This is a genomic window from Haliscomenobacter sp., assembly GCF_041740695.1.
In the GTDB taxonomy this organism is placed as follows: Bacteria; Bacteroidota; Bacteroidia; order Chitinophagales; family Saprospiraceae; genus Haliscomenobacter.
In genome coordinates this window covers 27997-50542 of record NZ_JBGSLK010000015.1, presented here as the reverse complement: position 1 = coordinate 50542, position 22546 = coordinate 27997, and the positions used below count along the sequence as shown (strand labels likewise).

Below are 22546 nucleotides of genomic sequence, written 5' to 3'. Positions count from 1 at the left end.
ACGGAGAAATGCCTGTTTGCAAACAGGTTGAGTGCAAATGGAAATTGTTTAATAAAAGGTTGCAGTTGGAAATTGTAATAAAGGAAAGCAATTGATGTTCCAAATATTCTGGTTTTTTTTGAAAGAAGCAATAGCGAGTCAAAAAAAAAGCCCATCAAAGATGAGCCTGTACTTGCCTTACATAAAACTATTATTTACACAACCTTTCTAATCGCTGGATTTTCAAATAAATGAGTCGCTTGATAAAGCAGGGGAGAGGGGCACTCTGATTTCCCTCTCCCGGTCTTGCTAATCACCCTTGGTTAACAATGATCCTCTTTTATTAAAAATCATGGTTCAAAGATAGAGGGGCCGGGAGTGGTGTGCAGTACCAAAAGAAGGCTTGATGTTCCAGCGCAGAATTGGAGAAAAAGTTAGCGGGTAAGATTGTAAGTTATTGATATTTAGATTTTAAGGCAAAGCTTCGCGTTATAAAACACCAAAGGCTGCTGTACATTTTGCGCAGCAGCCTTTGGTATGAGCAGATTAAAATCAGCAGATTAAACTTAGTCCGCGATTCTTTTGTAATTGTCCGCCAGCGTAGTATTCACATTGCAGAACAGCGACAACACAATCCAATATTGATCGCGGGTACCTTTTGAACGCAGGGCGATATTGTCTTTATCGGTCAATTGCAGCAGCATCAGGGTGCGGTCGGCATCAGCCATGTCTTCCTTTTTTTCAATCGGAATTTCGATGCGGCCATTGCGGAAAACCCCAATGTCACTCATCGCACAAGAAGGACGGCCATCATCCAGGGGATTACCCGTAATGTCAACTTTTACCCGATCAGGACCTGCGTATTTGATGCTGATCTGTTTCCAAATGCCTTTATCTGGATAATTGGCTGTAACGTAAGTGCCATAAAGCTCCTGCATTTGTGCCGCTTCTTGGTAGGTTTCTTCTTTCGGAGCGGCGGTAGATGTTGGAATTTCTGTAATCACTTCTTCCTGTGCTGCTTCTTTTACGTTTTTGTCGTTTTTACAGGCGCTCACTGCGGCCAACAAGAGCAGACTGAATGCAAACTTTTTGATCATAGGACTATCGGTTGGTTAGCCGGCAAAGGTAAAAAATAGACTTTAGCTGTAATAGAATGGCCCTAAAAAAAAGTAAAGCCACAACCCGAAGATTGCAGCTTCCTTAACCTACATCAGATCGCAAGTTCTTTACATAGATTCTGGGGAAAAAATTTTCAGATCTGATGCCCCAAAAATAGAACCTATGTATTAACGCAATATGAATTATTTGCGAATTGTTTTGACATAAGCCTTGTCGCCAACGTTCAGTACAATGGTGTACTCACCAGCAGGCAATTTGCTCAAGTTGTAACGTTTTTCCACCTTTACTACGTCGCGTACCTCATCTTCGTAAACCAGTAGCCCTTCAGCATCCTCAATTCTGAGTTTCAAGGTAGTCAGTTGGTTGTTCAAGAGGCTCACATCCAGCAATTGTCCGGTCGTTCTAACCACGGGAGCGAAAAACAGCTTCCGGTCGTTGATGTTCAGACTCAGGCCAGTTCTGGTGATCGAGATAGGTTGTTCGGTTTCACGAAGACCTGTGCTTACTACCAGTTTGTATTTGCCATCAGACAATTCGTTCAGGTTCAAAACCCGTGCATATTCAGCGTTGGTGATTTCTTCTTCCAACAGAACCCCTTCCAGTGCACTTTCCAAACGGATAGTGGTTGATCCTTTAAGGTTCTTCAGTACCAGACTTACTTTTTTCTCGCTTCCAATTGAATTGATGGAGATAAAAGGATTGTCGTCTTTGGCTTGCATAGCTAATGGCAATACGAACATAACCGAAAGCAGTACAAGACGGGCGGTAGTTTTTAAAATGTCCTTCATAACAACAGTTTTTGTGTTTACTAAAAAGTTTGGGTTAAAATCGAAAAGTTGTGCTTGGGTGTTTACAATGACAAAATTACGCCACATTGGGTGGCTGCGCTACGCCAAAATTGATCTGTTTTGATGCTATATTACCCCAACTATTGATGTGCCTATCTTTTATGGTTAATATTGGCGGTATTTTAGAATATAATTTTCCGTTTCGCTCATTTCAGCTATAAAAATTCAGGTAAAAGGGCCAGAAGCGACAAAAATTTTTTTTGGCTTAGTTTAAAAATGAAAAGAAGTTAGGAAAATGCCGGTTTTTGCAATAAAACACCTTGTTGGGGACGTTGTAAGGTTGCATAACTAAAAATTTCTAGGATAAAAAAGGTGAAAGTAGGCCAGGCCATACTTTCACCTTTTTTCTTTTCTATGTTACTTTCTACCACTTGACCAACTTCCGAGTGGTGTTTTTTTGACCTGCACTGATGCGTAGCAGGTAATTTCCGGTGGGTAAATCGGCCAAGTCCAAACGTTGCTGCGTTTTTCCTGCACCTACTTGCCACTGATATTGCCGAATCGTGCGACCAAAGAGGTCATACACTTCCATGCGCAACGTTTGGTTGTCGTTCAGTTCCAACTCTACCAACGTTTGGTCCCCAAATGGGTTGGGATACACTTTGATGTTGGCTTCAGGCCAGGCTTCATCCCGATTGCTGCTCAAAATCCGTTGGCCATTGGCAAACCAGACACCTAATACATAGCCCGCTTTAAAAATGCTGGGATCGGCATTAGGGGTGAGTTTATCAGTTTTGAGGGGCGCAATGGCAATCACATCGTCGCCAGCGTTGTTTTGGGCATCAAAAATGATAAAGTCATCTTTGGTCGCATAATTGGGGAAACCAAGGGTGCTGTTTTCAAACACGGTACCAATGTCGCCCGTTTCCAAATTGGTGGTCAGTACTTCATAGTCATCCGAATCATCCAGCTCACCATTCCCATTGTTGTCCACGAAGTAATCGAAAGACAATATATAAGGTGTGTTTTTGGAAAAACTGGGATTACCGATGTTTTCCCCATCCTCTAGGCCAGTGAAGATTTTTTCAATTTTCCCATCGCCAAAGGTGTTGGTTTTTTTGTTCCAGGCATTCAGCAGGCCCACGTCCCAGTAGTTGTAAGTTCCAAAACCACTCAGAGGCACTTCATTATTGGCATCGTATACTACGGTTTCACTGCTGAGGTCCCATTCCAGGGCGTCCCCACCTACAACATCCCCCGTGGTTACACCCTCCGTGTAGGAAGGATTGTACAGTTCAAAATAGCGGGTATTGCTGCCGGTTCTAGTCAAATCGATGATGCCAATTTCACCCTCCCGGTCAGTCACCAGAGCCGCCAGGCGCAGACCATCTTTGGACAGGGCCACATTTTCCCAAATCCGGTTGTTGTTGAGTGTACCCGTATCATACGTAGCCTTGGCCCAGTCGAGCTCCAGGTATTTGAGCTGTTTGCGGCCATTGATGTAAATGATCAGGCTACCATCGTCAGCCACTGTTGGTTTGCGCAGTACCCCATTGGCGATGGGTAATTCCAAAATGGTACTTTTATTGACATCAAAAATGCCGAGGCCACTGTAGTCAGCTTTTACGCCCAAGACAAACTGGGTGCCCGGGTTGAAACTCAAATCCACAGGAGGGGCAGTCGGTACTCCTACCCGGATGCCAACGGTTTCAAAAGCCGATTCGGCTGCTTTGGCCACGGTTTCACCGCCTTTTTCCCGGGCGGCGCGCACAACGGCCAGGCGCGCATCCACAAAACGGGAGGAGCGGGTGATGTAGTTGCTCAATGCAGAATAATACACTTGTTCGGCCATTTCTTTGCCAACCTGGGTGGCAAACAGGAAAAAGGCACGATTGACAATGCCACTGTTGATGTGTACCCCTCCATTGTCTTCCGAACCAGTGTAGCGCTCGGAGTAGGAGGCAGGTTGCCAGCCTTCGTCGTTCAAACTGGTTCCACCGTTGTGTGGATTCGACAAATCGCGCAAGGCACCCGTGGGGAAAGCGGAGGGCAATACCACGTCTTCGCCCATTTTCCAATCATCGCGGTCAATCATGGCCCCAAAAATATCGGCAAAGGATTCATTGAGCGCACCGGGTTCATTTTCGTATTCCAGGTTGGCGGTATGTTGAATGATGCCGTGGGTGATTTCGTGCCCCGCTACATCCAAGGCTCGGGCCAAACTGCGAATTGTGGAGCCACCGTTGCCATAAAACATGGCATCGCCATTCCAAAAGGCATTTTCCAGCGAAGAACCGTCTTCATCGGGCATATTGACATAAGAACGAATGGTACTTTTGGTTCCATTGATGGATTGGCGCCCAAAGGTATTGCGGAAATAATCGTAGACCACACTGGCATTGTAGTGGGCGCTGACAGCGTTGGGGGCGGTCCAGCTATTGGTACCGCTGGTAAAAAAATAGGCATTAAAACTGCCATCCGCCTTAAGTGTGTTGCGTATATCTAAGGTTACGATGCCTCCTCTAGGATCTTGTGGCAGGTCGGAAGTTGTAGGATTGTACATGTCCTTGCTGGCATCCAACATAAAATAGGTATTGCCAATCAGGTAAGTATTGATGGTGCGCTCCACACCCGCCAGGTCTCTGGCTTTGGCGGTAGCTTTGCCATCCAAAAGCGCAAGGTTGCTGCTGTTTTGGACTTCCTCAATGCTCTCATGGGTATGAAAATGGGCTGGAGTGTCAGTTTTTTTGGCACTTTGGTGCTTCATCTTGCACAAGAGCGAATGACTTTTTAACACCGCCCCACTTTCAGCATCGATAAAATAGGCCCAGCGGGCATGTAGATTGGGGGCAATCTCCAGGTACCAGCACAGTTTAGGCACATCTAGCTCGGGGCCAGTGTGAAAAATGACCAATTGTTTTTTGGCGATTTGTTCACCCACCATGCTTACCTCAGCGGTGGAAAGGGAGCGCAAGGTTTCCTTTTTTTGCACATCGGCCAAGGCTGCCTGGATGGCTTGGGGCGAATCCAACCCAGGTTTTACCGAGCGCAGCGCTGGGGTAGGGAAGTAGCGGCCATTGAAGAGGAGAATTTTTCCCTCCTTCTCGTGCAAAATGACCTCAGCACCGTACACCTCAATACCCTGGTACTGCTGCCGGAAGCGCAGGTGATTTTGTTGTTGCTCATCGGTGGATTGACTGACCAGCACAAATTCTTTCCCGGGAGCAACAATACGTAGGTCTTTGCTGAAGTGATCGAGGTATTGAATGGCCCTTTGACTGTTGGGGGCATCGCGCAATTCGGGCAAACCTTCTACTTCACCTTCGATAAAAATGGGCAGGCCACTTTTTTCATCCCGTACCATCAGCGGGCCGGGAATGGGCTTGCGGAGGCTCAGCTTGGGTTTTGGTAAATTGTTGTAGCTGATGTTGCTTGGATCAGGTGTACTGCTGTTTTGGGAAAAACGAGGCAGCGCCTTAATCGGTAAGTGAGTATTTTGTTCCTTCGTACCAGCCGTAGTGCTGCGCTGGGGAATCGGCTTGTACTGTGCATGCACTTGCAAAAACAGTACAACGCATAAAAGAGTCAGGATTATTCTCATCGTGTTTGATTTTGGAAAGGGGAAGTTAGGGTAAATAAATAGACATTCAACTACCCTGGGAAATTGATTTTTGTCAAAAAAGCAGCCCATTCCTCCGGCGTATCCAGATCTAGCGCCCCTTCCGGAAAATCGAGTACAGCCGCCTGATGCAGGTGTTGTTGAATCAAAGCTTTGGCCCCTTGGGCACTGTGCAATGCTGCCAAGTCCCCAAAAAGGGCTTGTGTAAACAAAGCTGGAACCCCCAAAGTATTCGTGTACCGGGAGACGACCAAGGGTGCCTGGGTTTGGCTTTGCAATTCCACCAAAGCAGTTAAAGTAGCCACTTTCAACAAAGGTTGGTCGCCCACCAAGATCAAAACCTGTTGGATCGAAGGCGTTTGTTGCAACAGATGGGCCAAACCAGTCGCAATGGAGCTCCCCATCCCGGTAGACCAATCTGGATTGAATACCTTCAGTATTTCCGTGCTTTGCAGTTCTGGTTCTATTTGTTCCCGATTTGCCCCTAAAACCACCAGCACTGGCCGAAAAATTGTGCCCAGCGCGGTTTTTACTGCCTTTTGAATCAGGCTTTCGCCACCAATCCGCAGCAGTTGTTTGGCTTGCCCCATGCGGGTTGAGGCCCCAGCGGCCAGGATGATGATGCCGGTTTGTGGTTCAGCATTTTCCATGCGAATGAATTAAGGGGCAATAAAAAAATAAGTGCTTCATTTTGCCAAAGGATTAGATAAGTAAATGCTTCATTTTAAGTTTCTTATCTAATCCTTTGGCTCAGGAAAAATGAATACTTATTTTTGCCCCACTACTAAATGCGTGGTCTTCACCTTAGTTCAACGCTTTTTTGCGTTATTTGGGGTAAATATTAGACTTTATGAATAGAAATAAAGTCTATTAACCCTGCTCAATATGTTGCGGTTTTTGATGCTCTCACTCTGTTGTGCTGTTGTATTGCTACAAAGCGTTCATGCCCAGGACCAAGCCCTGCGTTACGAAGACTTTGTTTACCAGCCACACATCAAGTCGGTCAAATTTACACAAAAAGGACTCTACCTTAGTCAACCCATCCTGGTGTTGGATGGGAGTGACCTACTGGAACTGGAATTTGACGACATGGAAGCGGATTCCAAGTCCTATTATTACCGCGTCATCCAGTGCGACATCAATTGGAAGCCCACTTCACTTTCCGAACTGGACTACATCGATGGGTATGCCAATGATTTGCTGCGGGAGTACCACAATTCTTTTAAAGCGACGAGTCCCTTTTCGCATTACCGCCTCGTTTTGCCCAACGAAAATACCCGCATTACCCGTTCGGGCAATTACATTTTACAGATTTACGAAAACCTCAATAAAGAAGTAACCGTACTGTCTCGGCGCTTCATCGTGCTGGAGAACAAAGTTTTTATCAATGCCAAATTGGTTCCACCAGCCGCGGTGGGTAAGTTCAAAACCCATCAGGAAATCGATTTTGAAGTAAGTGTTGATAAGCTCCCCATTGGCAACATGCGGCAGGAAATCAAAGCTACGATTTTGCAAAACAACCGTTGGGACAACGCGATAACCGGGATCATCCCCAATTTTAACCGGGGAAACAACCTGGTATGGGATTACCAGGACAAGGTTGTTTTCCCTGCAGGAAAAGAATTCCGCTGGTTAGACATGCGCAGTTTGTTCATCTATGGTTCGCAGATTGCCACCATCAACCGCGTCAACAATCGGTATGAAATCATCATGAAGGAGGATCAGGTTTTTGAAAGTTCACAATATTTTCAAATTTTTGACCTCAACGGTGATTTTGTCATTGGCAATTCAGACCAGCGTGGCATGCGCCTCGACGAGAACCTGCAACGCCGCAACAGCCAGGTAGAAGGAGTCAAGCCTAGCCCTACTGACTGGCGGGATTTGGCCCAGGACGATGCCAACCACTTCAACAATGCGGTGGGGAGCGATTACGCTGAAGTGCAGTTTTCCCTGAGTATGAATGAGCCCATCGAGAATCAGGATGTTTTCCTCGTTGGTCGTTTCAACGATTGGCAAATGTTGCCCCAATACAAAATGAAATTCGACGATGTGTTACAAGCCTATACCGTACGTACGCCACTGAAACAGGGGTACTACAATTATGCTTATGCAACCAAACCACGCAATACCAGCACCGCTCCCGCGAGCCTCAGTCCCATCGATGGCGATTGGTGGGAAACCGAAAATGTGTACACCATAATCATCTATTACCGAGCCTTCGGAGAACGCTACGATCGGGTCATTGGCATGGGGCAAGTGCAGTCCGGCATTCGTTGATCCGTCCCTTATCTAGAATAACCGCCTTTTTATATAAAAAAATCTGCCTTTCGCGGGTGCTTTTCTAGTATTGCAGTGTGTTAAATTTTTTAAGAAAAGCATCATGTCAAACTTCGCCAAACTGAGCTTGGGTGTAATCCTAGGATTGCTACTTTGTACAGGTCTAAGTGCTCAAAAGCGCTGGACCTTACAAGAAATTGTGGAATATGCCACTAAGAACAGCATTTCCATCAAACAAGCCCAAAACCAAATCAACACCGCTGCACTTGCGGTGAAACAAAACCAGGCCAACCGACTTCCACAAATCAATGCTTCGGTTGGTGGGAACATACAGTTCGGTCGTACCATCGACCCTACGACCAACTCCTTTAACTCACAAAACATCACCAGTAACAGTTTGTCTCTTTCGGGTGGCATTCCGGTGTACAGTGGGGGCCAAATCAAAAACAGCATCATCCAAAGCCGCATCGATATGGAGGCAATCCGGTTCGATGCCGCGACCACTACCAATACCCTTGCTTTAAACGTGGCGGCAAATTACCTGAATGTGCTGTTGGCCGAGGAGCAATTGGCCATTTCCAAGACTCAATTGGATCAATCACGTTTGCAATTGGCGCAAACCGAAAAACTGATCGAGGCAGGTTCCCGCCCGCGCAATGAGCGCCTGGATGCTTTGTCTCAAGTTGCGTTGAATCAACAAACGGTGGTTAACGCTGAAAACCAGGTTACCCTGAGTTACCTTGCACTCAAACAGTTGATGCTGCTCGATCCCGCTCAAGAATTGTTGATTGAGCGCCCCGAAATCAGCATTCCGGCCAACGCCAATCCTGATGCTTTTGTGGTTGAAGAAATTTACAATGGTGCCCTGGGTACCCAACCACAAATTCAGGCGGGACAAAAACGCCGGGAAAGTGCCCTGATCGGTATCGATTTGGCCAGAGCGGGTATGTTGCCTTCTTTGTCTTTTTTTGGCAACCTGAATTCTTACGCCTCCAGCCGCGCGTATAATTTTGCCTTCCAAAATCAAAGGATCAGCCAGACCGCTTTTTTTAACGGTCAACCCGTCACCTTTGAGATAGAATCCCAAATCCCAATTCAGTTGAGCAAACAAGCCTGGACGGATCAGATCAATCAGAACTTTGGTCAAAGTATCGGGATGCAGTTGTCGATTCCCATTTTCAACAACAACCGCAACCGCATCAATATGGAGCGGGCCAAAATCAGCGTAGCTGGCGTTGACTTAAACAACGAACAGGCCAAACAACAGCTGAAAACGGACATCCAAACGGCCATCGCCAATGCCCGCGCTGCACGTCGGTCTTATATCGCAGCTCAAGCCGCCGAGGAAGCTTCCAGGCTAGCCTTCGAAGGTGCCCAACAGCGCTTCGATATCGGTGCGGCCAACCAACTGGATTTCAATACCGCACGCAACAACTTGTCTCAGGCCCAGATGGACCTGACCCGCGCCAAGTTCCAATACATCTTCAATCTCAAACAGGTTGAATTCTACCAAGGCCGCCAAATCACCCTAAACTAAGGCAACCCACGGCTTCGGCTCTGGACGTCGATCCCCGGCAACCCACGGTTTTAACCGTGGGAGCCACCTAAAAAACCAACCCATGGCTTTAGCCGTGGGACTCAAAACACAACCCATGGCTTTAGCCGTGGGAAAAGCACAACATCCTCAACAACGAAAAATCATGGCAAAGAAAAAACGCAATAATTGGCTCATCTACGGATTAATCGCCCTCTTGGTCGCACTAGTAGTTGTTGCAGCCATCCAAGCCCGCAACAAGCCAAAAGGTGAAAAAGTGACCGCTGAAAAAGCCGAATTGCGCACCATCGTGGAAGTAGTAGCCGCCAGCGGCAAAGTTTTCCCCCAAACGGAAGTCAAAATCAGTTCCGACGTTTCAGGTGAAATTGTGGAATTGTATGTCAAAGAAGGCGACTCGGTGCGCATTGGTCAAGTTTTGGCCCGCATCGACCCCGATGTGTACCAATCTCAGGTAGAACAAGGGATGGCCTCACTCAATCAGGCCAAAGCGCAGGAAGCCAACGCCCGATCTCAAATTGAAAGCCAACGTGGCCAGAAAGAACAGATCCTGGCCAATCTGGAGAATGCGCGGGAAATACACAAGCGCAATGAAAAATTGTACAAAACCGGTGTGATCTCTGAAGCAGATTACCAAACCTCCTTGTCCAATATGCGTGCTTTGGAAGCCAATGTTAAGGCATCCGACGCTGGGATTAAATCGGCACAGGAAAGCGCCAATGGAGCTCGTTTTTCGATCCAGAGTTCGGAAGCAACCCTGAAACAATTGCGCACCAGCCTCAAGCGGACCACCATTTATTCTCCTACCAATGGCATCATCTCGATGTTGAACGTGGAGAAAGGGGAACGGGTGGTAGGTACCATTCAAATGACGGGTACCGAAATGATGCGCATCGCCAACCTTAATAACATGGAGGTGCGTGTGGACGTAACCGAAAACGACATTCCTCGGGTAAAACTGGGCGACTTGGTGGATGTAGAGGTAGACGCTTACATTGGCCGCAAGTTTTTAGGCCGGGTAACTGAAATCGCCAACTCCTCCTCCAACTCGGCGGCAGCCGCGTTGACGAGTGATCAAATCACCAACTTTGAGGTGCGCATTGGCATTGACCCAAGTTCGTATAAAGATTTGGTCGAACCCCGCAAACGTTATCCTTTCCGTCCGGGTATGTCGGCCTCTGTGGAGATCAACACCATGACCAAAAGCAACGTGCTGACCATCCCCATTCAAGCGGTAACCACCCGTGAAAAGGATGAAAACAAAAGCAAAGCCAAAGTGGTGCGCAACAGCAGTGGCGAAGATGAAGTGGTCGAGGACATCACTGAAGACGACCTTAAGGAGGTAGTTTTTGTCATTGGCAAAGGGGATTCGGTGAGTATCGCCGAAATCAAAACGGGTATCCAGGATGACAACTTTATCGAAGTGCTCGCTGGCATCAAGAAGGGCGATGAAGTGGTTTCTGGGCCTTATTCCGTGGTGGCACGCAAGCTCAAGAAGGGCGATGTGGTGCGCAAGGTGAAAGAAGATGAACTCTTCTCGGATGGGAAGAAAAAGAAAGACGAATAAGGTAAAACAGGTAGTTACCTCGAGTTTTTCAAACATGCTGCCAAAGCGATATTTTTATTATCACAAAGGATGAAAAAGAGGACACAAAGGGCACAAAGTTAGACGTTGACGACGTTTTCTTTGTGCCCTTTGTGCTGCTTTGGTGTCCTTTGTGCTCATTTTTTCGTTTGTGCTATTTTTAAAATCCGGGATGATTCATTTTTATTTGAGCAATTTATGAGTGTAATCATTTTTATCAAAAACCCGGCCCTGGGCAAAGTAAAAACCCGCCTTGCTGCCACGATCGGCGACGAAGCTGCCCTGGCCGTCTACCACAAACTCTCCCAACGCGCCCGCGAAGTGGCCCTGGCCCTGGATGTTCCCCGCCATTTGTTTTACAGCGATTTTATTGACGGCAATGATGACTGGGACAATACCCTTTTTATCAAAAAACAACAAGCGGGAGGAGACCTGGGCGAAAGGATGCACCTGGCCTTTGTGGATACCTTGCAAACTTCTTACAAAGCGGTCATCATTGGCAGCGATTGCCCGCTATTGACGCCCGGGATTGTACAACTGGCACTTGATCAATTGGAGCAACATCCTTATGTTTTAGGTCCGGCCCTGGATGGTGGGTATTACTTGCTAGGCATGCGGAAGCCTTCCCCTGAGCTCTTTGAAAACATGGAATGGAGCACGGAAGATGTAGCCAAAATCACCTTGGAGCGCATGGCTGAAAGTGGAGCTTCCTGCTATTTGTTGCCCGTCTTGCCGGATATTGATGTGGAGGAGGATTGGAGGAAGTATGGGTGGTAGATTTTGAGCTTAAATTGCAGGGCGTTCATCGAAAAATTTAACAACGCACTTGGAATAATTGAGGGTTTTTGGTATTTTAGGCAGCAAAATTATCAGCCATGAAAAAGAGCAAATTACCATTGTTAGGTGCACAAATCATTAGCATCGTTGCGGCCCTTTATGTATTCTATTACATCGTCTACCTGAAGGATCAGGCTGCACAACTCCCAGCGTTTTACGCCCTGGCTTACGGATTAAGTATGTTGTGGATTGGTTTAATTTGCCTTTTTTTAGTGTACAAAACGGTGGTGGAACGGAATAAAAAACAGGTTGAATCGGAGCAAGGGTAAGTGTTCCGGTGCTCTGCACCTTGGAAACCGCGCTTCGTTCCAATGCCTATTGACGTTTCGCGGCTAGTGCCGCTGGTCGGAGGCGCGAAGTTGGTTAACCTGGTTTGGGGCTGGGTGAGGGTGAATTTCAATTGCTACACCTGCTGATTGGGTTGTAGTACTGATTAAAGTAAGGTAAAGCTGGAGCGATGAAATAGGGCCACGGTAATAACCCAGGCTGAGCGGACTAGCGGCGCTAGCCGCGCAACGTCAATAGCGGTTCGACAGCGGGAGATGTTTAAGGTGCAGAGCACCGGAACAAAGGGGAGTGCAGGTTGAATTAACGCGAGAATCACATCCAACATCTTGTAACCCGCCGCTTTATCGGCGGGCTTAGGCGTCTCCCCTTCCTCACATCAATCATCCGTCCAAGAGCGCGCATCAAGATTTTTTTGATGGAAGCCTCTGGAAAGATGTTAGATGTGAGGGGGAGGGGTGTTTGTACAGCCCCTCGTTGAAACAAGGGGTTTCAAGATGCTAGATGCGGGTGGTGTATTGCATCCAGCATTGGGGACTACAAGCATTAATTTTTTTGCGGTGCCTTCCTGGATCTGGCCACCACTACGTGGTTAAAATGCCATGTTTCCGGCTCGTGCTATAAACCGGGCCACCGCTATGCGGTTTGAGCTTACATCCAACACCAGACACTGGGTAAACAACCAACCGCGTAGCGGTGGCCCGGTTTATAGCTTAAGAATTCCCCCTCAGGTTTTTAGCCGCGCTAGTGGCGGCTTGATGGCGGCTAGCTTTGGAGCAGCATTTCAGCCTTGATTATAACCGTTTTCGCGGTCTGCGATGACTTGACTGGTGGCCTTGGGGAAATTGATGGGGGTAAAGTTGGCGTACTCGGCGAGGAAGGTTAGGAGGGCGGTTTGGTAGTCTTTTTGGGGCATGGGAACATTATTTAGTGAGCATGGCTAGAAGGTCTTCCAAGGGTTCTTGGATGTCTAGTTCTTTGATGAGTTGGTCAAACTCGGCTTTGTTGATGGGCTGATGGCCTTGCGCTCGTTTTATGGCTTCGAGGTCGAAATGGGGGTGGATTGGCTTGATGATTTGACCAAGGGTTTTACTTTTTACCTGCACTATCAGTTCATCAATGAGTGCTTCGTCATTGATTTGCAGGATTTGGTGGATGAGGTGGAGTTTTTTGGAGTGGAGCATGATTGAAAAAAGTTTATTTCCCCAAAATTTCAACAGCTAATTATTTTAGGTTTAAATCTATCTCATTCAAAGGCTTAGCTTTTCCCATTCATCGCTACAGTATTGAATTGTTTCGGTCCAAGCGTACCTAAGAATTTCGTCAATAATATCAAAATCATTATTGTTAATCGAGCCATTACCATCAGTTAAAAGTCTCCAATCAAGATAATTCTGTTCTTTTCCAATGTTAGGCAACATAATCTTATTGTTTTTTCTAGTACTAGGTAGTACACGCCCATGTGCTATAGTGTTCCTATAATTTCTAATATCTCCTAAAGGATGATTATTGTTTTTTCGCCATTCCCTCTGAGCGTCCTCGCTCGTGTTGTTGTTCCTAGTCTGATTACCATGATTATTTGGAACCCACGGATCGTATTTATTAGGAGTGGACATCCTTTGCAAAAATTCAAAAGCGACATCTTGTGCAGCAACGACATGGAAAATACCCTCAGCCAAAGCATCAGTATCAATGATGTCTTGAACAGGTTTTGATTGAAGATAGGCAAGAATTTCAACAGCTCTCCCTAGACGTCTTAAGACCGTATAATGAAGCTGTGCTTTACAAATATCCTCAGGTAAATACCCTTCACTCAACAACTGGTGACTATTTTTAAAGTGAACATCACCTGGGGTAGATATTGATCTATTAGTTAATGGGACAATGTACTTCGACCAATATTTTTCATATGCTGGAAAATCGTTTTTCAAAAATACATTCCAGTATCTTTTTTCAAAAGAATCACCATCATTGCTTAATGTGTACATGTGGTTAAATTATTGAGATTCAAAAACTAAAAAATAAAGGCACAAGAAAAACCAATGTCTTTTGATTAAACACTTTGATCTTACTTGTGCCTCCTAACAGGAATATGTCGATAATAGTTCCTCTCACGCCAATTCCACCCTCACCTTCACCACCACTTCCTCCGGCAAATCCAGCACTTCCCCTTCAACCCCTGCTACCAAATCCAATCTCACGGCCAGTACCTCATCGCTGATGTACTGCCCAAACTGGGCTACTGCTTCCTCCACTGCCGGGTGTTTTTCCAGGTCGATTTGGATGCGGTCGGTGACGTTGAAGTCGCGGGTTTTGCGGATGTTTTGGATGCGGTTTACTAGTTCGCGGGCCATGCCCTCGGCCACCAGAGCGGGCGTGAGCGTAATGTCGAGTGCTACGGTTAGTGGGCCGTCGTTGGCGACCAACCAGCCGGGGATGTCTTCAGCGGCGATTTCGAAGTCTTCCAGGTTCAGGTCGAAGCTGGTGCCGCCGACCTCCAGGGTATATCGTTTGCTTTTTTCGATGGCGTTGATGTCGGCCTGGCTCAGGTTGTTGATGATTTCCTGGGCGGCTTTCATGTGTGGCCCCAGGCGTTTGCCGAGGGTTTTGAAGTTGGGCTTGATGCGCTTTTTGAGCAGGCCCGAAGCATCGGTCAGGTATTCAATTTCCTTCACGTTCACTTCCGACTTGATCAGGTCTTTCACTGCATCCAGTTGTTCGGTGAATGCCTCATCCAACACCGGCAGGATCACCTTTTGCAGCGGCTGGCGCACGTTGATTTTGTGCTTTTTGCGCAGCGAAAGCACCAGCGAAGAGATGCGCTGGGCATAATCCATCCTTTCCTCCAAACCTTTGTCGATCATGTCGTCGCCAGCGGGTTCGATCAGCGCGAGGTGCACCGATTCGAATGACTCGTGGCGGGTCACCTTATTGAGGTTTTTGTACAACCAGTCGGCGAAGAAGGGCGCGATGGGCGCCATCAACTTGGCCATGGTCGTGAGGCATTCGTACAAGGTTTGGTAGGCCGAGATTTTATCGTCGCTGTAGTCCCCTTTCCAGAAGCGGCGGCGGCAAAGGCGGATGTACCAGTTGCTCAGTTGCTCGTCTACAAATTGCATCATCTTGCGGGCCGCGTTGGTCGACTCGTATTGCGCCAAGTCGGCGTCTACCTCGTTGATGAGGCTATGCAGCGCGGAGAGGATCCAGCGGTCGATCTCCGGGCGTTTCCACATCGGAATATCGGCTTCCATGTGGCGGAACTTGTCGATGTTGGCGTACAGCGCGAAGAAGGAGTAAGTATTGTAGAGTTTACCAAAAAACAGACGAGTCGTTTCTTCGATGCCAGCCAGGTCAAAACGCAGGTTATCCCATACTTGTGCGTTGGAGATCATGTACCAGCGGGTGGCGTCGGCACCGTATTTGGCCACGGTTTCGAAGGGGTCTACCGCGTTGCCCAGGCGTTTGGACATTTTCTGGCCATTTTTGTCCAGCACCAAACCGTTTGACACCACGTTTTTGAAGGCCACACTATCGAACACCATCACGGCGATGGCGTGCAGGGTATAAAACCAGCCCCGGGTTTGATCCACGCCCTCGGCGATGAAGTCGGCAGGGTAACGGAACTCAAAGCCCTCCTTGTTTTCAAAAGGATAGTGCCACTGCGCGTAAGGCATGGCACCCGAGTCGAACCAAACGTCGATCAGGTCGAGTTCGCGGTACAGCGGCTCGCCGTTGTCGGCTACCAGTACGATCTCGTCAATGTAGGGGCGGTGCAGGTCTTTGGGTACAGCCTGGTTTTTGCCCAGGGCAGCATTGGCTTTGTTGACTTCGGTTTGTAATTCGGCTACTGAACCGATGCATTTTTCCAGCGTACCCTCTTTGTTGCGCCAGATCGGCAGCGGGATGCCCCAGTAGCGCGAGCGGGAGAGGTTCCAGTCTTGCAGGTTTTCGAGCCATTTGCCAAAACGACCTTCACCCGTTGAAGCGGGTTTCCAGTTGATGGTTTGGTTCAGCTCGAACATACGTTCCTTCTTGGCCGAAGCCTTGATGAACCAGCTGTCGAGCGGGTAGTACAACACCGGGCGATCGGTACGCCAGCAGTGAGGGTAGGAGTGGACGTATTTTTCGGAGACAAAAAGTTTGTTCTCCTCCTTGAGTTTGATCACGATGTCGACGTCCACAGGGCGCTCTTCCACCTGGCCGTAGTCTTTCACGAAACGGCCCGCGAAGTCGGTCACTTCTTTGACAAATTGACCGTGGCGATCCACCAGTGGCATATCGTTGCCCAATTCGTCTTTGACCATCAGCGGCACGATGCCGTACTGCTTGGCCACCTTGAAGTCGTCCGAACCAAAGGTTGGCGCGATGTGTACGATCCCTGTGCCATCCTCGGTACTCACAAAGTCGCCCAGCAGTGCGCGGAAGGCGGGGCCGTCCGGCTTCACGTAAGGCAACAACTGCTCGTACTCGGTATTTTCCAACTCGGCTCCTTTCAGTTCCGCTACAATTTCGAGGTAGGGGATGGGTTTGTTGCCAGGTTTGAGGTCTTCGGGTTTGAGCTCGGGGTTTTGCTCCGAAAAGTAGGAGCTGAAGCGGTCTTTGGCCAAAATCACCACAATGGGTGCTCCGGTGTAGCGGTTATAGGTGCGCACCTTCAGGTAGGTGATGTTGCGCCCCAGAGCCACGGCGGTGTTGGAAGGCAGGGTCCAGGGCGTGGTGGTCCAGGCCAGGAAGTACTCGTTGTCGGTACCTACTATTTTGAACATGGCCACCGCCGAAGTATCGCTGATTTCTTTGTATGCCCCGGGCATGTTCAACTCGTGGGTGCTAAGGCCAGTACCTGCGGCGGGCGAGTAGGGCTGGATGGTGAAGCCTTTGTACAGCAAGCCCTTGTTGTACAATTGCTGTAAGAGCCACCACACCGACTCGATGTAATCGTTTTCGTAAGTGATGTAGGGATTGTCCAGGTCTACCCAGTAGCCGGTTTTGCGGGTGATGTCGTCCCAGCGGTCCTTGTACATCATCACCGTTTCGCGGCACTTCTGGTTGTATTCGTCTACACTGATGCTTTTGCCGATGTCATCTTTGGTGATGCCCAGCGCCTTTTCTACACTCAACTCGATGGGCAGGCCGTGGGTATCCCAGCCGCCTTTGCGCTCCACCCGTTGGCCTTTCATGGTGTGGTAGCGACAAAAAATATCTTTAATGGTACGCGCCATGACGTGGTGGATGCCGGGCATCCCGTTGGCTGAGGGCGGACCTTCGTAAAATACATAACTGTTTTCAACATCTCTTTGCGCGATGCTCTTTTCAAAAATGCCCTCTTTTTCCCAAAATGCGAGTATCTCCCGATCGATTTCCGGTAAATTGAGTTGCTTGAATTCCTTGTACATGCCAGTTGAAAATTTTGAAGGTGCAAAGATAGGGGATTTTGTCAATGTCCAATAACCAATAATCAATGGCTCAGGTTCCAGGTGAGGGTAGTGCGGTATTTATAGCTTGATCTGGGGGGAAATGAGTAAAAAAAGCATTAAATCACACATTTGGTTCGGAAAATGTGATTTTTTTCACATTTTCCGAACCAAATGTGTGATTTAGGAACGATTATTAATCTCTACTTCAATGAAAAAAATAACCATCGTTTTTTCCATTTTAATAGCCGCAATCCATTTTGGAAGTGCCCAGCCCAGCAAATTCCCCCCTCCCAATGACCTCGGTAAAGACAAATCCCTGGCCACTTTTGTCAATCAATTGAAGGTGGCAGTGCAGAAGAAAGACAAGGCTTATGTTTTGTCGGTTTTAGATGAAAAGGTGATGAACAGTTTTGACGGAGAAGACAATCCAGCAGAGTTCATTAACATTTGGGATTGGGAAAAAGATACTGTTTCGCTTTGGCACTACCTCGGGCGAGTATTGGAGTTGGGTGGGGCTTTCAATATCCATCCCGAAGACCGTTACACTGTAGTTTTTCCATATCTGTGCAATATCGACCTTGAAAATGGTGATGAATATTTTAAAGTTGGAGTGATTACGGGGAAAAATGTGAACCTGCGGGAAAAGCCTGAGTTAAGTGCCAAAGTCGTTGGACAACTCACGCATGATGTCGTTTGGTTTGTCGAAGGAGAGCAGGTTCTTCGAAAAACTCAGGGAACCAATACTTTTGGCGATCCAGAATGGTACCAGATTGAGACAATAGACCACAAAAAGAAAGGTTGGGTATTTTGGAAATACGTATACAGCCCAGTAAATTATCGACTTTTTTTATTCAAGGACAAAAAAGGGAATTGGAAAATATCGACTTTTTTGGCGGGAGATTGAAGGTAGAAAGTCGCCTAACTGCGAAGCATGTGGTCTTTGCTAAGCACTCCCCGAAAGTTCCAAACTTTCGGGGAGTGCGGTTTTGATTGGAGGCAACATCAACGATTGGCGCCAATCATGATGCGCTCGGTGTATACTTTTTGACCTGCTTGAATGCGTAGGATGTACAAACCTGGTGTTTGTCTACTCAAATCGAGCGGCAGAGTTTGTGCAGGCACAATGGAGGTTTTAAGGGTCAATACTCGCTGACCGGAGGTGTTGAATACTTCCAACATGGCCCCAGTAAGTGGAGTAGTCAATTCTGGAAATACAATGTCTATTTTTCCTGGGCTGGGATTGGGAATCACCCGAATCGTCCCTGATTGAGGAGCATCCGTCAGCCGATCCACCAGTCCGCTGTGGATTTTGGGTGCTTTGATTGTTCCTGGATTTTTCCGGTTGTACAGCTTGATCACTGCTGACCAGGGGCTTTTGTTGCCATTGGGGCAAATCAAGCGGAATTGAAAATCGTTCATCCCGGGGTGCAGGGAAAAAGCGGTCAAATACGTATCTTCAAAAGCATCCGAAAAATACTGCACGAAATAACCATTTTCCGGCTTTGTACGCATTTGGTATCGATACCCTTTCGGTGATTTAAACTCAATCACCGGATTCAGGGTACTTTCTTGAAAGGTGATTTGGACGGATGCGGTATCGGGTTGTTCAGTACAAGGACTAAGTTGCGCATTGAAGGAAGTCTCCAGCCTGAGCGAATCTTGTGGGTAATTGGGGCAAGCGATGACTACGCTCAAATCGTATTTCTGCCCACGCAATAAATTGCTCAAGGTAAATTGTTGTTGTTTTCCGTTGGCAGGAGTGGTCCACAAGTTTTGATCCGAAGGTTTGTAACGCCAAGTGTAATTGTGTTGTGCCGGGAAGTTGAAATTGAGGTAATCAGCACTAAAAGTGGCCGCGTCCTGGGTATTGAATTGCAGCAAACTGATGTCTCCAGCCAAAGGTAGTTTGCAATTTTTGGTCGTAAAAAACAGCGATGGCGACCAAACCAAGAGGGTGTCTTCACAGACTACTCTTGCGCTTATTTCATAAGTTGTGCCGGGGATTAGTCCCTTGAGGTAGGTTCCAGTTCGAAGTTTTGTGAAGGAATAATTGGGCTGCCCCACGATTCGGTAGCGGTACTCAATCATTCTTATTTGCCCCAGTCTTAGTTCGACAAAAACGGAGGAGTCATGGACTTCTCTGATGTTGATTTTAGAAATTACGAGGCAAGATGGAGGCACCTCAATTCGCTTGAAATAGGAAACAAAATCGTTTCCACAACGCACGTCTACCCTTACTTCATATACCTTGCCGGGGCTAAGGTTCTGAATCATGATGGCACCGGTGGTACTCCGAATGGTATCAACCCAGGTAGTTTGCCCAAGTTCCCGATAATACCATTTGAAGCTGAATGGGTCGGCGCGTTGGAGCAGCAGAATGGAAATTCTTAAACTTGGAAATGCCGAAAAAGAAGTATCAAAGCGGATGTCTTTCGCATCAGGAAAAACGCAAGCAGCAAACTCAATAAATAAAGATTCCGACCACTCGCTCCACACACCTAAGTTCGGGCAATTCTGCCTTACCTGGATTTCATATTCGCCTCCACCCGATTCAAACTCAATATTGGTAAAGGGATTAGTGGTGATAAATGGATTTTTCCAGGTAGTTGCTCCCTTTTTGCGGTAGCGCCATTGCAGTGACTTGTTGTCGATTCCCTGGTAACTCAATTGAGCATTGTACCAACGATCCTGATTCACTTTGATGTTGAGGATGTTGGGGGGCGTGCAGGTATCCAGGCTGGAATAAGCGGCAATGTGGTAAACGTCTTCAGCGGAGACAATTTGCGCTAAGTTTTTTCCTTCCCCATACGCTCCTTGAAGTTCTTCCTCCCCAAAAGGTTTTAAGGGGTCGACCCAAATTGTATCCGACCAGGGACTGATGTTGCCATTGGGGCAGATGAGGCGAAATTGCAGGGCAATGGTTTGTCCCAGCGTTGAGAGGTAATAAGTAGCGAGATCGGTAGTGGGTGTGGAATAAGTAAATTCTTGATGGAATCGGCGGGTTCGGATTTGTACTTTATAATTGACTGGCAATTTGAATGAGGCTATTAGTGTTGAATCTTTGCGTAAAGTGTAACTGAGGTAAGCAAGATCGGGCTTTTGATTACATTGGCCTATTGCATATACAAACTTGGTCGTAAACCGCAAGGAATCTTGAGGTGCAAGTGGGCATTTGACCACCACTTGTACTTCGTAAGCCTGATTTAGCACCAGATTGTTCAGTGATACCCGATTAGTGCCTTTGATTAAACTCGGTTTCCATAGGGTTTCATTTACTGCTTTTATCTTCCAATGGTAGTCATAATTTATACCTCCAAGATGGTTGATGAAATCTGCGGATAGGATGACTGGCTGATTCGCATTCATCTCGACCAGGGCTATTTCACCTTCTTTAGGGAGGTTACAGGAATACGTGGTGAAATAATAGGGAGCCGACCAATCGGTTGAGCCCACACTATCCTGACCACAGATCAGTCGTGTAGAAAGCTCATACGTCGTATTGGCTTGCAAATTACGCAGGGTTAATACGTCATTGAGTACAGTGACCAGTGCTTCCTTGTACTTGATATAGGTATAAGCGGAGTCACCTTTAGGCCTGATTCGAAATTCGTAACCTACTTTTTTTCGCCCCGTTCTCATCCAGATTCTGGCATGCGTATCAGCTAAGCCCAACAAAAAAAGATCTTTGGGGCCAATCACATCACAAAACTTAGGAATGGTAACTGTGTCTAAGACCGTGATTGAGTTCCCATTAGGGCAGGCTACTATGGACTGGATTTCGTAGCTGCTTCCCACTTCAAGCCCTTCGAAAGTTCTAAAATAAGTATGAGGAGCGGGGGAATCCATCCAAGTATCGTCACCCAACTTGCGGTGTGACCATTGGTAAGTCGCATAATTTATCATGCCTCCTGTAATCGCCAGACGAACTTGAATATTCGGATGTTTAATGACTTCGTATTCCATCGCAATGGAATATGAAGTAGGTGGACGGCAACTTTCAATCAAATACACCGCTCCTGCAGACCAATCGCCCCAGTCCTTACTCTCAGGACAAAGTATTCTGACCTGAAATTCATATTCCTGGCCGGGTTCCAATCGCTCAAACCAAACTTGATTAAACCCTTCGTTTATTTTGGGAAGCCATTGATCGTCTCCTTTCTTGCGATATCTACCTTGTAGCCGGGTGCTATCATTTTCAGCCACAAAAGCAGACATTAATGTTGGTCCTAACTGATTAAACCAAATCCTTTTACCCTTTTTTGTATCACAGTTTGAAGCAATTGAAAACATTGCCCTTAACTTTTGTGGACCCAACTGAATAGTATCGCCATTGGGGCAGGTAAGGGTAGCAAAAAGCTCATAGTCAGTTCGTTCCTTTAAACCTTCAATTCTTAATGTGTCCGTTGAAACGTTTTGATAGCTTCTGCGAAAATCGCTTGGTTCGAAAAAATCCCTAATCGTCAGGAGTAAATCATAACGAATTTGGTCATTGTTTTTAAGGACTATCGTTGCGGAGGTGTAATCAGTTTTGAGGATTTGAACATACTCATCCTGATCGAACTGACATGGGGAAAAAGGCTCAGCTCTAAAATGGTAGTCCTCCATTTCAATCACCATGGCCTGCTCGCCAGTTGGTGGGCCATAGGCTTTTTTGGAGGCCAGAACACGCAGTACATAGTTTCCAGATTCGACTGCGGGCAATTTGAACGCCCCTCTGGCGATTGCGCGATTCAGCGTTTTTCCTTCCCAAACCTGTTCTCCAGCATCCTCAAAATCCTTGTCCCGGTTGAGGTCAATCCATACCCGCAAGTAGGCAGTATCCTGCACCCGAGGGTATCCGCCCAATTCCAGTTGCAAGGCATAAGTGCTGTCTGGCCTTAAGGTCAATTTTGAATCTTCAACCAAATAATACCCGTCGTTGACCCCGGAGGTGAAGTTCCAGTTGCCAATGCTCACTTTTTGCAACCAAATCGAATTGCGGATTGGTTTTTTGCCTAAGAGGGCATCACTAAATTGAGCCTGCAAAAAAGCAGGGAGCAGCAATACCAATAAAAACCAGCATAATGATTTCATAAAACGAAGGGGTTTGGT

The 22546-nt window shown here is 47.2% G+C and carries 15 protein-coding genes; 6 read left to right on the top strand and 9 right to left on the bottom strand.

Annotation, left to right across the window (positions count from 1 at the left end; genetic code table 11):
• Positions 1-545: 545 nt before the first annotated feature.
• The 4 genes from ACEW9O_RS02365 to ACEW9O_RS02350 form a co-directional block, all read right to left on the bottom strand.
• On the bottom strand, positions 546-1076 hold the full coding sequence (locus ACEW9O_RS02365) for a hypothetical protein (RefSeq protein ID WP_373548515.1): 531 nt from the start codon (positions 1074-1076) through the stop codon (positions 546-548).
• A gap of 204 nt (positions 1077-1280) precedes the next feature.
• Positions 1281-1886 (bottom strand): hypothetical protein, encoded by a 606-nt coding sequence (locus tag ACEW9O_RS02360; RefSeq protein WP_373548514.1) that lies wholly within the window; start codon positions 1884-1886, stop codon positions 1281-1283.
• Between the two features lie 424 nt (positions 1887-2310).
• Positions 2311-5487 (bottom strand): M4 family metallopeptidase, encoded by a 3177-nt coding sequence (locus ACEW9O_RS02355; RefSeq protein ID WP_373548513.1) that lies wholly within the window; start codon positions 5485-5487, stop codon positions 2311-2313.
• Between the two features lie 50 nt (positions 5488-5537).
• Entirely contained in the window at positions 5538-6155 is a 618-nt protein-coding gene (locus ACEW9O_RS02350) for an NTP transferase domain-containing protein (protein WP_373548512.1), read from the bottom strand.
• A 235-nt stretch (positions 6156-6390) separates the two neighbouring features.
• Here ACEW9O_RS02350 and ACEW9O_RS02345 point away from each other — a divergent pair, with 235 nt between their 5' ends.
• The 5 genes from ACEW9O_RS02345 (at position 6391) to ACEW9O_RS02325 (ending at position 12025) form a co-directional block, all read left to right on the top strand.
• Positions 6391-7782, top strand: a complete 1392-nt coding sequence (locus ACEW9O_RS02345) for a type IX secretion system plug protein domain-containing protein (RefSeq protein WP_373548511.1) — start codon at positions 6391-6393, stop codon at positions 7780-7782.
• Between the two features lie 103 nt (positions 7783-7885).
• Positions 7886-9319 (top strand): TolC family protein, encoded by a 1434-nt coding sequence (locus ACEW9O_RS02340; RefSeq protein ID WP_373548510.1) that lies wholly within the window; start codon positions 7886-7888, stop codon positions 9317-9319.
• 163 nt (positions 9320-9482) lie between these two features.
• Positions 9483-10901 (top strand): efflux RND transporter periplasmic adaptor subunit, encoded by a 1419-nt coding sequence (locus tag ACEW9O_RS02335; RefSeq protein ID WP_373548509.1) that lies wholly within the window; start codon positions 9483-9485, stop codon positions 10899-10901.
• Positions 10902-11117: 216 nt separating this feature from the next.
• A complete protein-coding gene (locus ACEW9O_RS02330; protein WP_373548508.1) occupies positions 11118-11696 on the top strand; it encodes a TIGR04282 family arsenosugar biosynthesis glycosyltransferase in 579 nt (192 codons plus the stop codon).
• Between the two features lie 98 nt (positions 11697-11794).
• Positions 11795-12025 (top strand): hypothetical protein, encoded by a 231-nt coding sequence (locus ACEW9O_RS02325; RefSeq protein ID WP_373548507.1) that lies wholly within the window; start codon positions 11795-11797, stop codon positions 12023-12025.
• A gap of 800 nt (positions 12026-12825) precedes the next feature.
• On the opposite strand, the gene ACEW9O_RS02320 is transcribed toward ACEW9O_RS02325, so the two are convergent.
• The 4 genes from ACEW9O_RS02320 to ileS all read right to left on the bottom strand — a co-directional run bounded on the left by ACEW9O_RS02320 (position 12826) and on the right by ileS (position 17434).
• Positions 12826-12957 (bottom strand): hypothetical protein, encoded by a 132-nt coding sequence (locus ACEW9O_RS02320; protein ID WP_373548506.1) that lies wholly within the window; start codon positions 12955-12957, stop codon positions 12826-12828.
• A 7-nt stretch (positions 12958-12964) separates the two neighbouring features.
• A complete protein-coding gene (locus tag ACEW9O_RS02315; RefSeq protein WP_373548505.1) occupies positions 12965-13225 on the bottom strand; it encodes a hypothetical protein in 261 nt (86 codons plus the stop codon).
• A 66-nt stretch (positions 13226-13291) separates the two neighbouring features.
• Entirely contained in the window at positions 13292-14029 is a 738-nt protein-coding gene (locus tag ACEW9O_RS02310; protein ID WP_373548504.1) for a hypothetical protein, read from the bottom strand.
• 123 nt (positions 14030-14152) lie between these two features.
• Entirely contained in the window at positions 14153-17434 is a 3282-nt protein-coding gene (gene ileS, locus ACEW9O_RS02305) for an isoleucine--tRNA ligase (RefSeq protein WP_373548503.1), read from the bottom strand.
• A gap of 229 nt (positions 17435-17663) precedes the next feature.
• Here ileS and ACEW9O_RS02300 point away from each other — a divergent pair, with 229 nt between their 5' ends.
• Positions 17664-18359 carry an SH3 domain-containing protein gene (locus tag ACEW9O_RS02300; protein WP_373548502.1) on the top strand — a complete coding sequence of 232 codons (696 nt, stop codon included), beginning with the start codon at positions 17664-17666 and terminating at the stop codon, positions 18357-18359.
• A 98-nt stretch (positions 18360-18457) separates the two neighbouring features.
• Here the strand turns inward: ACEW9O_RS02300 and ACEW9O_RS02295 are convergent, their stop codons facing one another.
• A complete protein-coding gene (locus tag ACEW9O_RS02295) occupies positions 18458-22528 on the bottom strand; it encodes a T9SS type A sorting domain-containing protein (protein ID WP_373548501.1) in 4071 nt (1356 codons plus the stop codon).
• Positions 22529-22546: the final 18 nt, after the last annotated feature.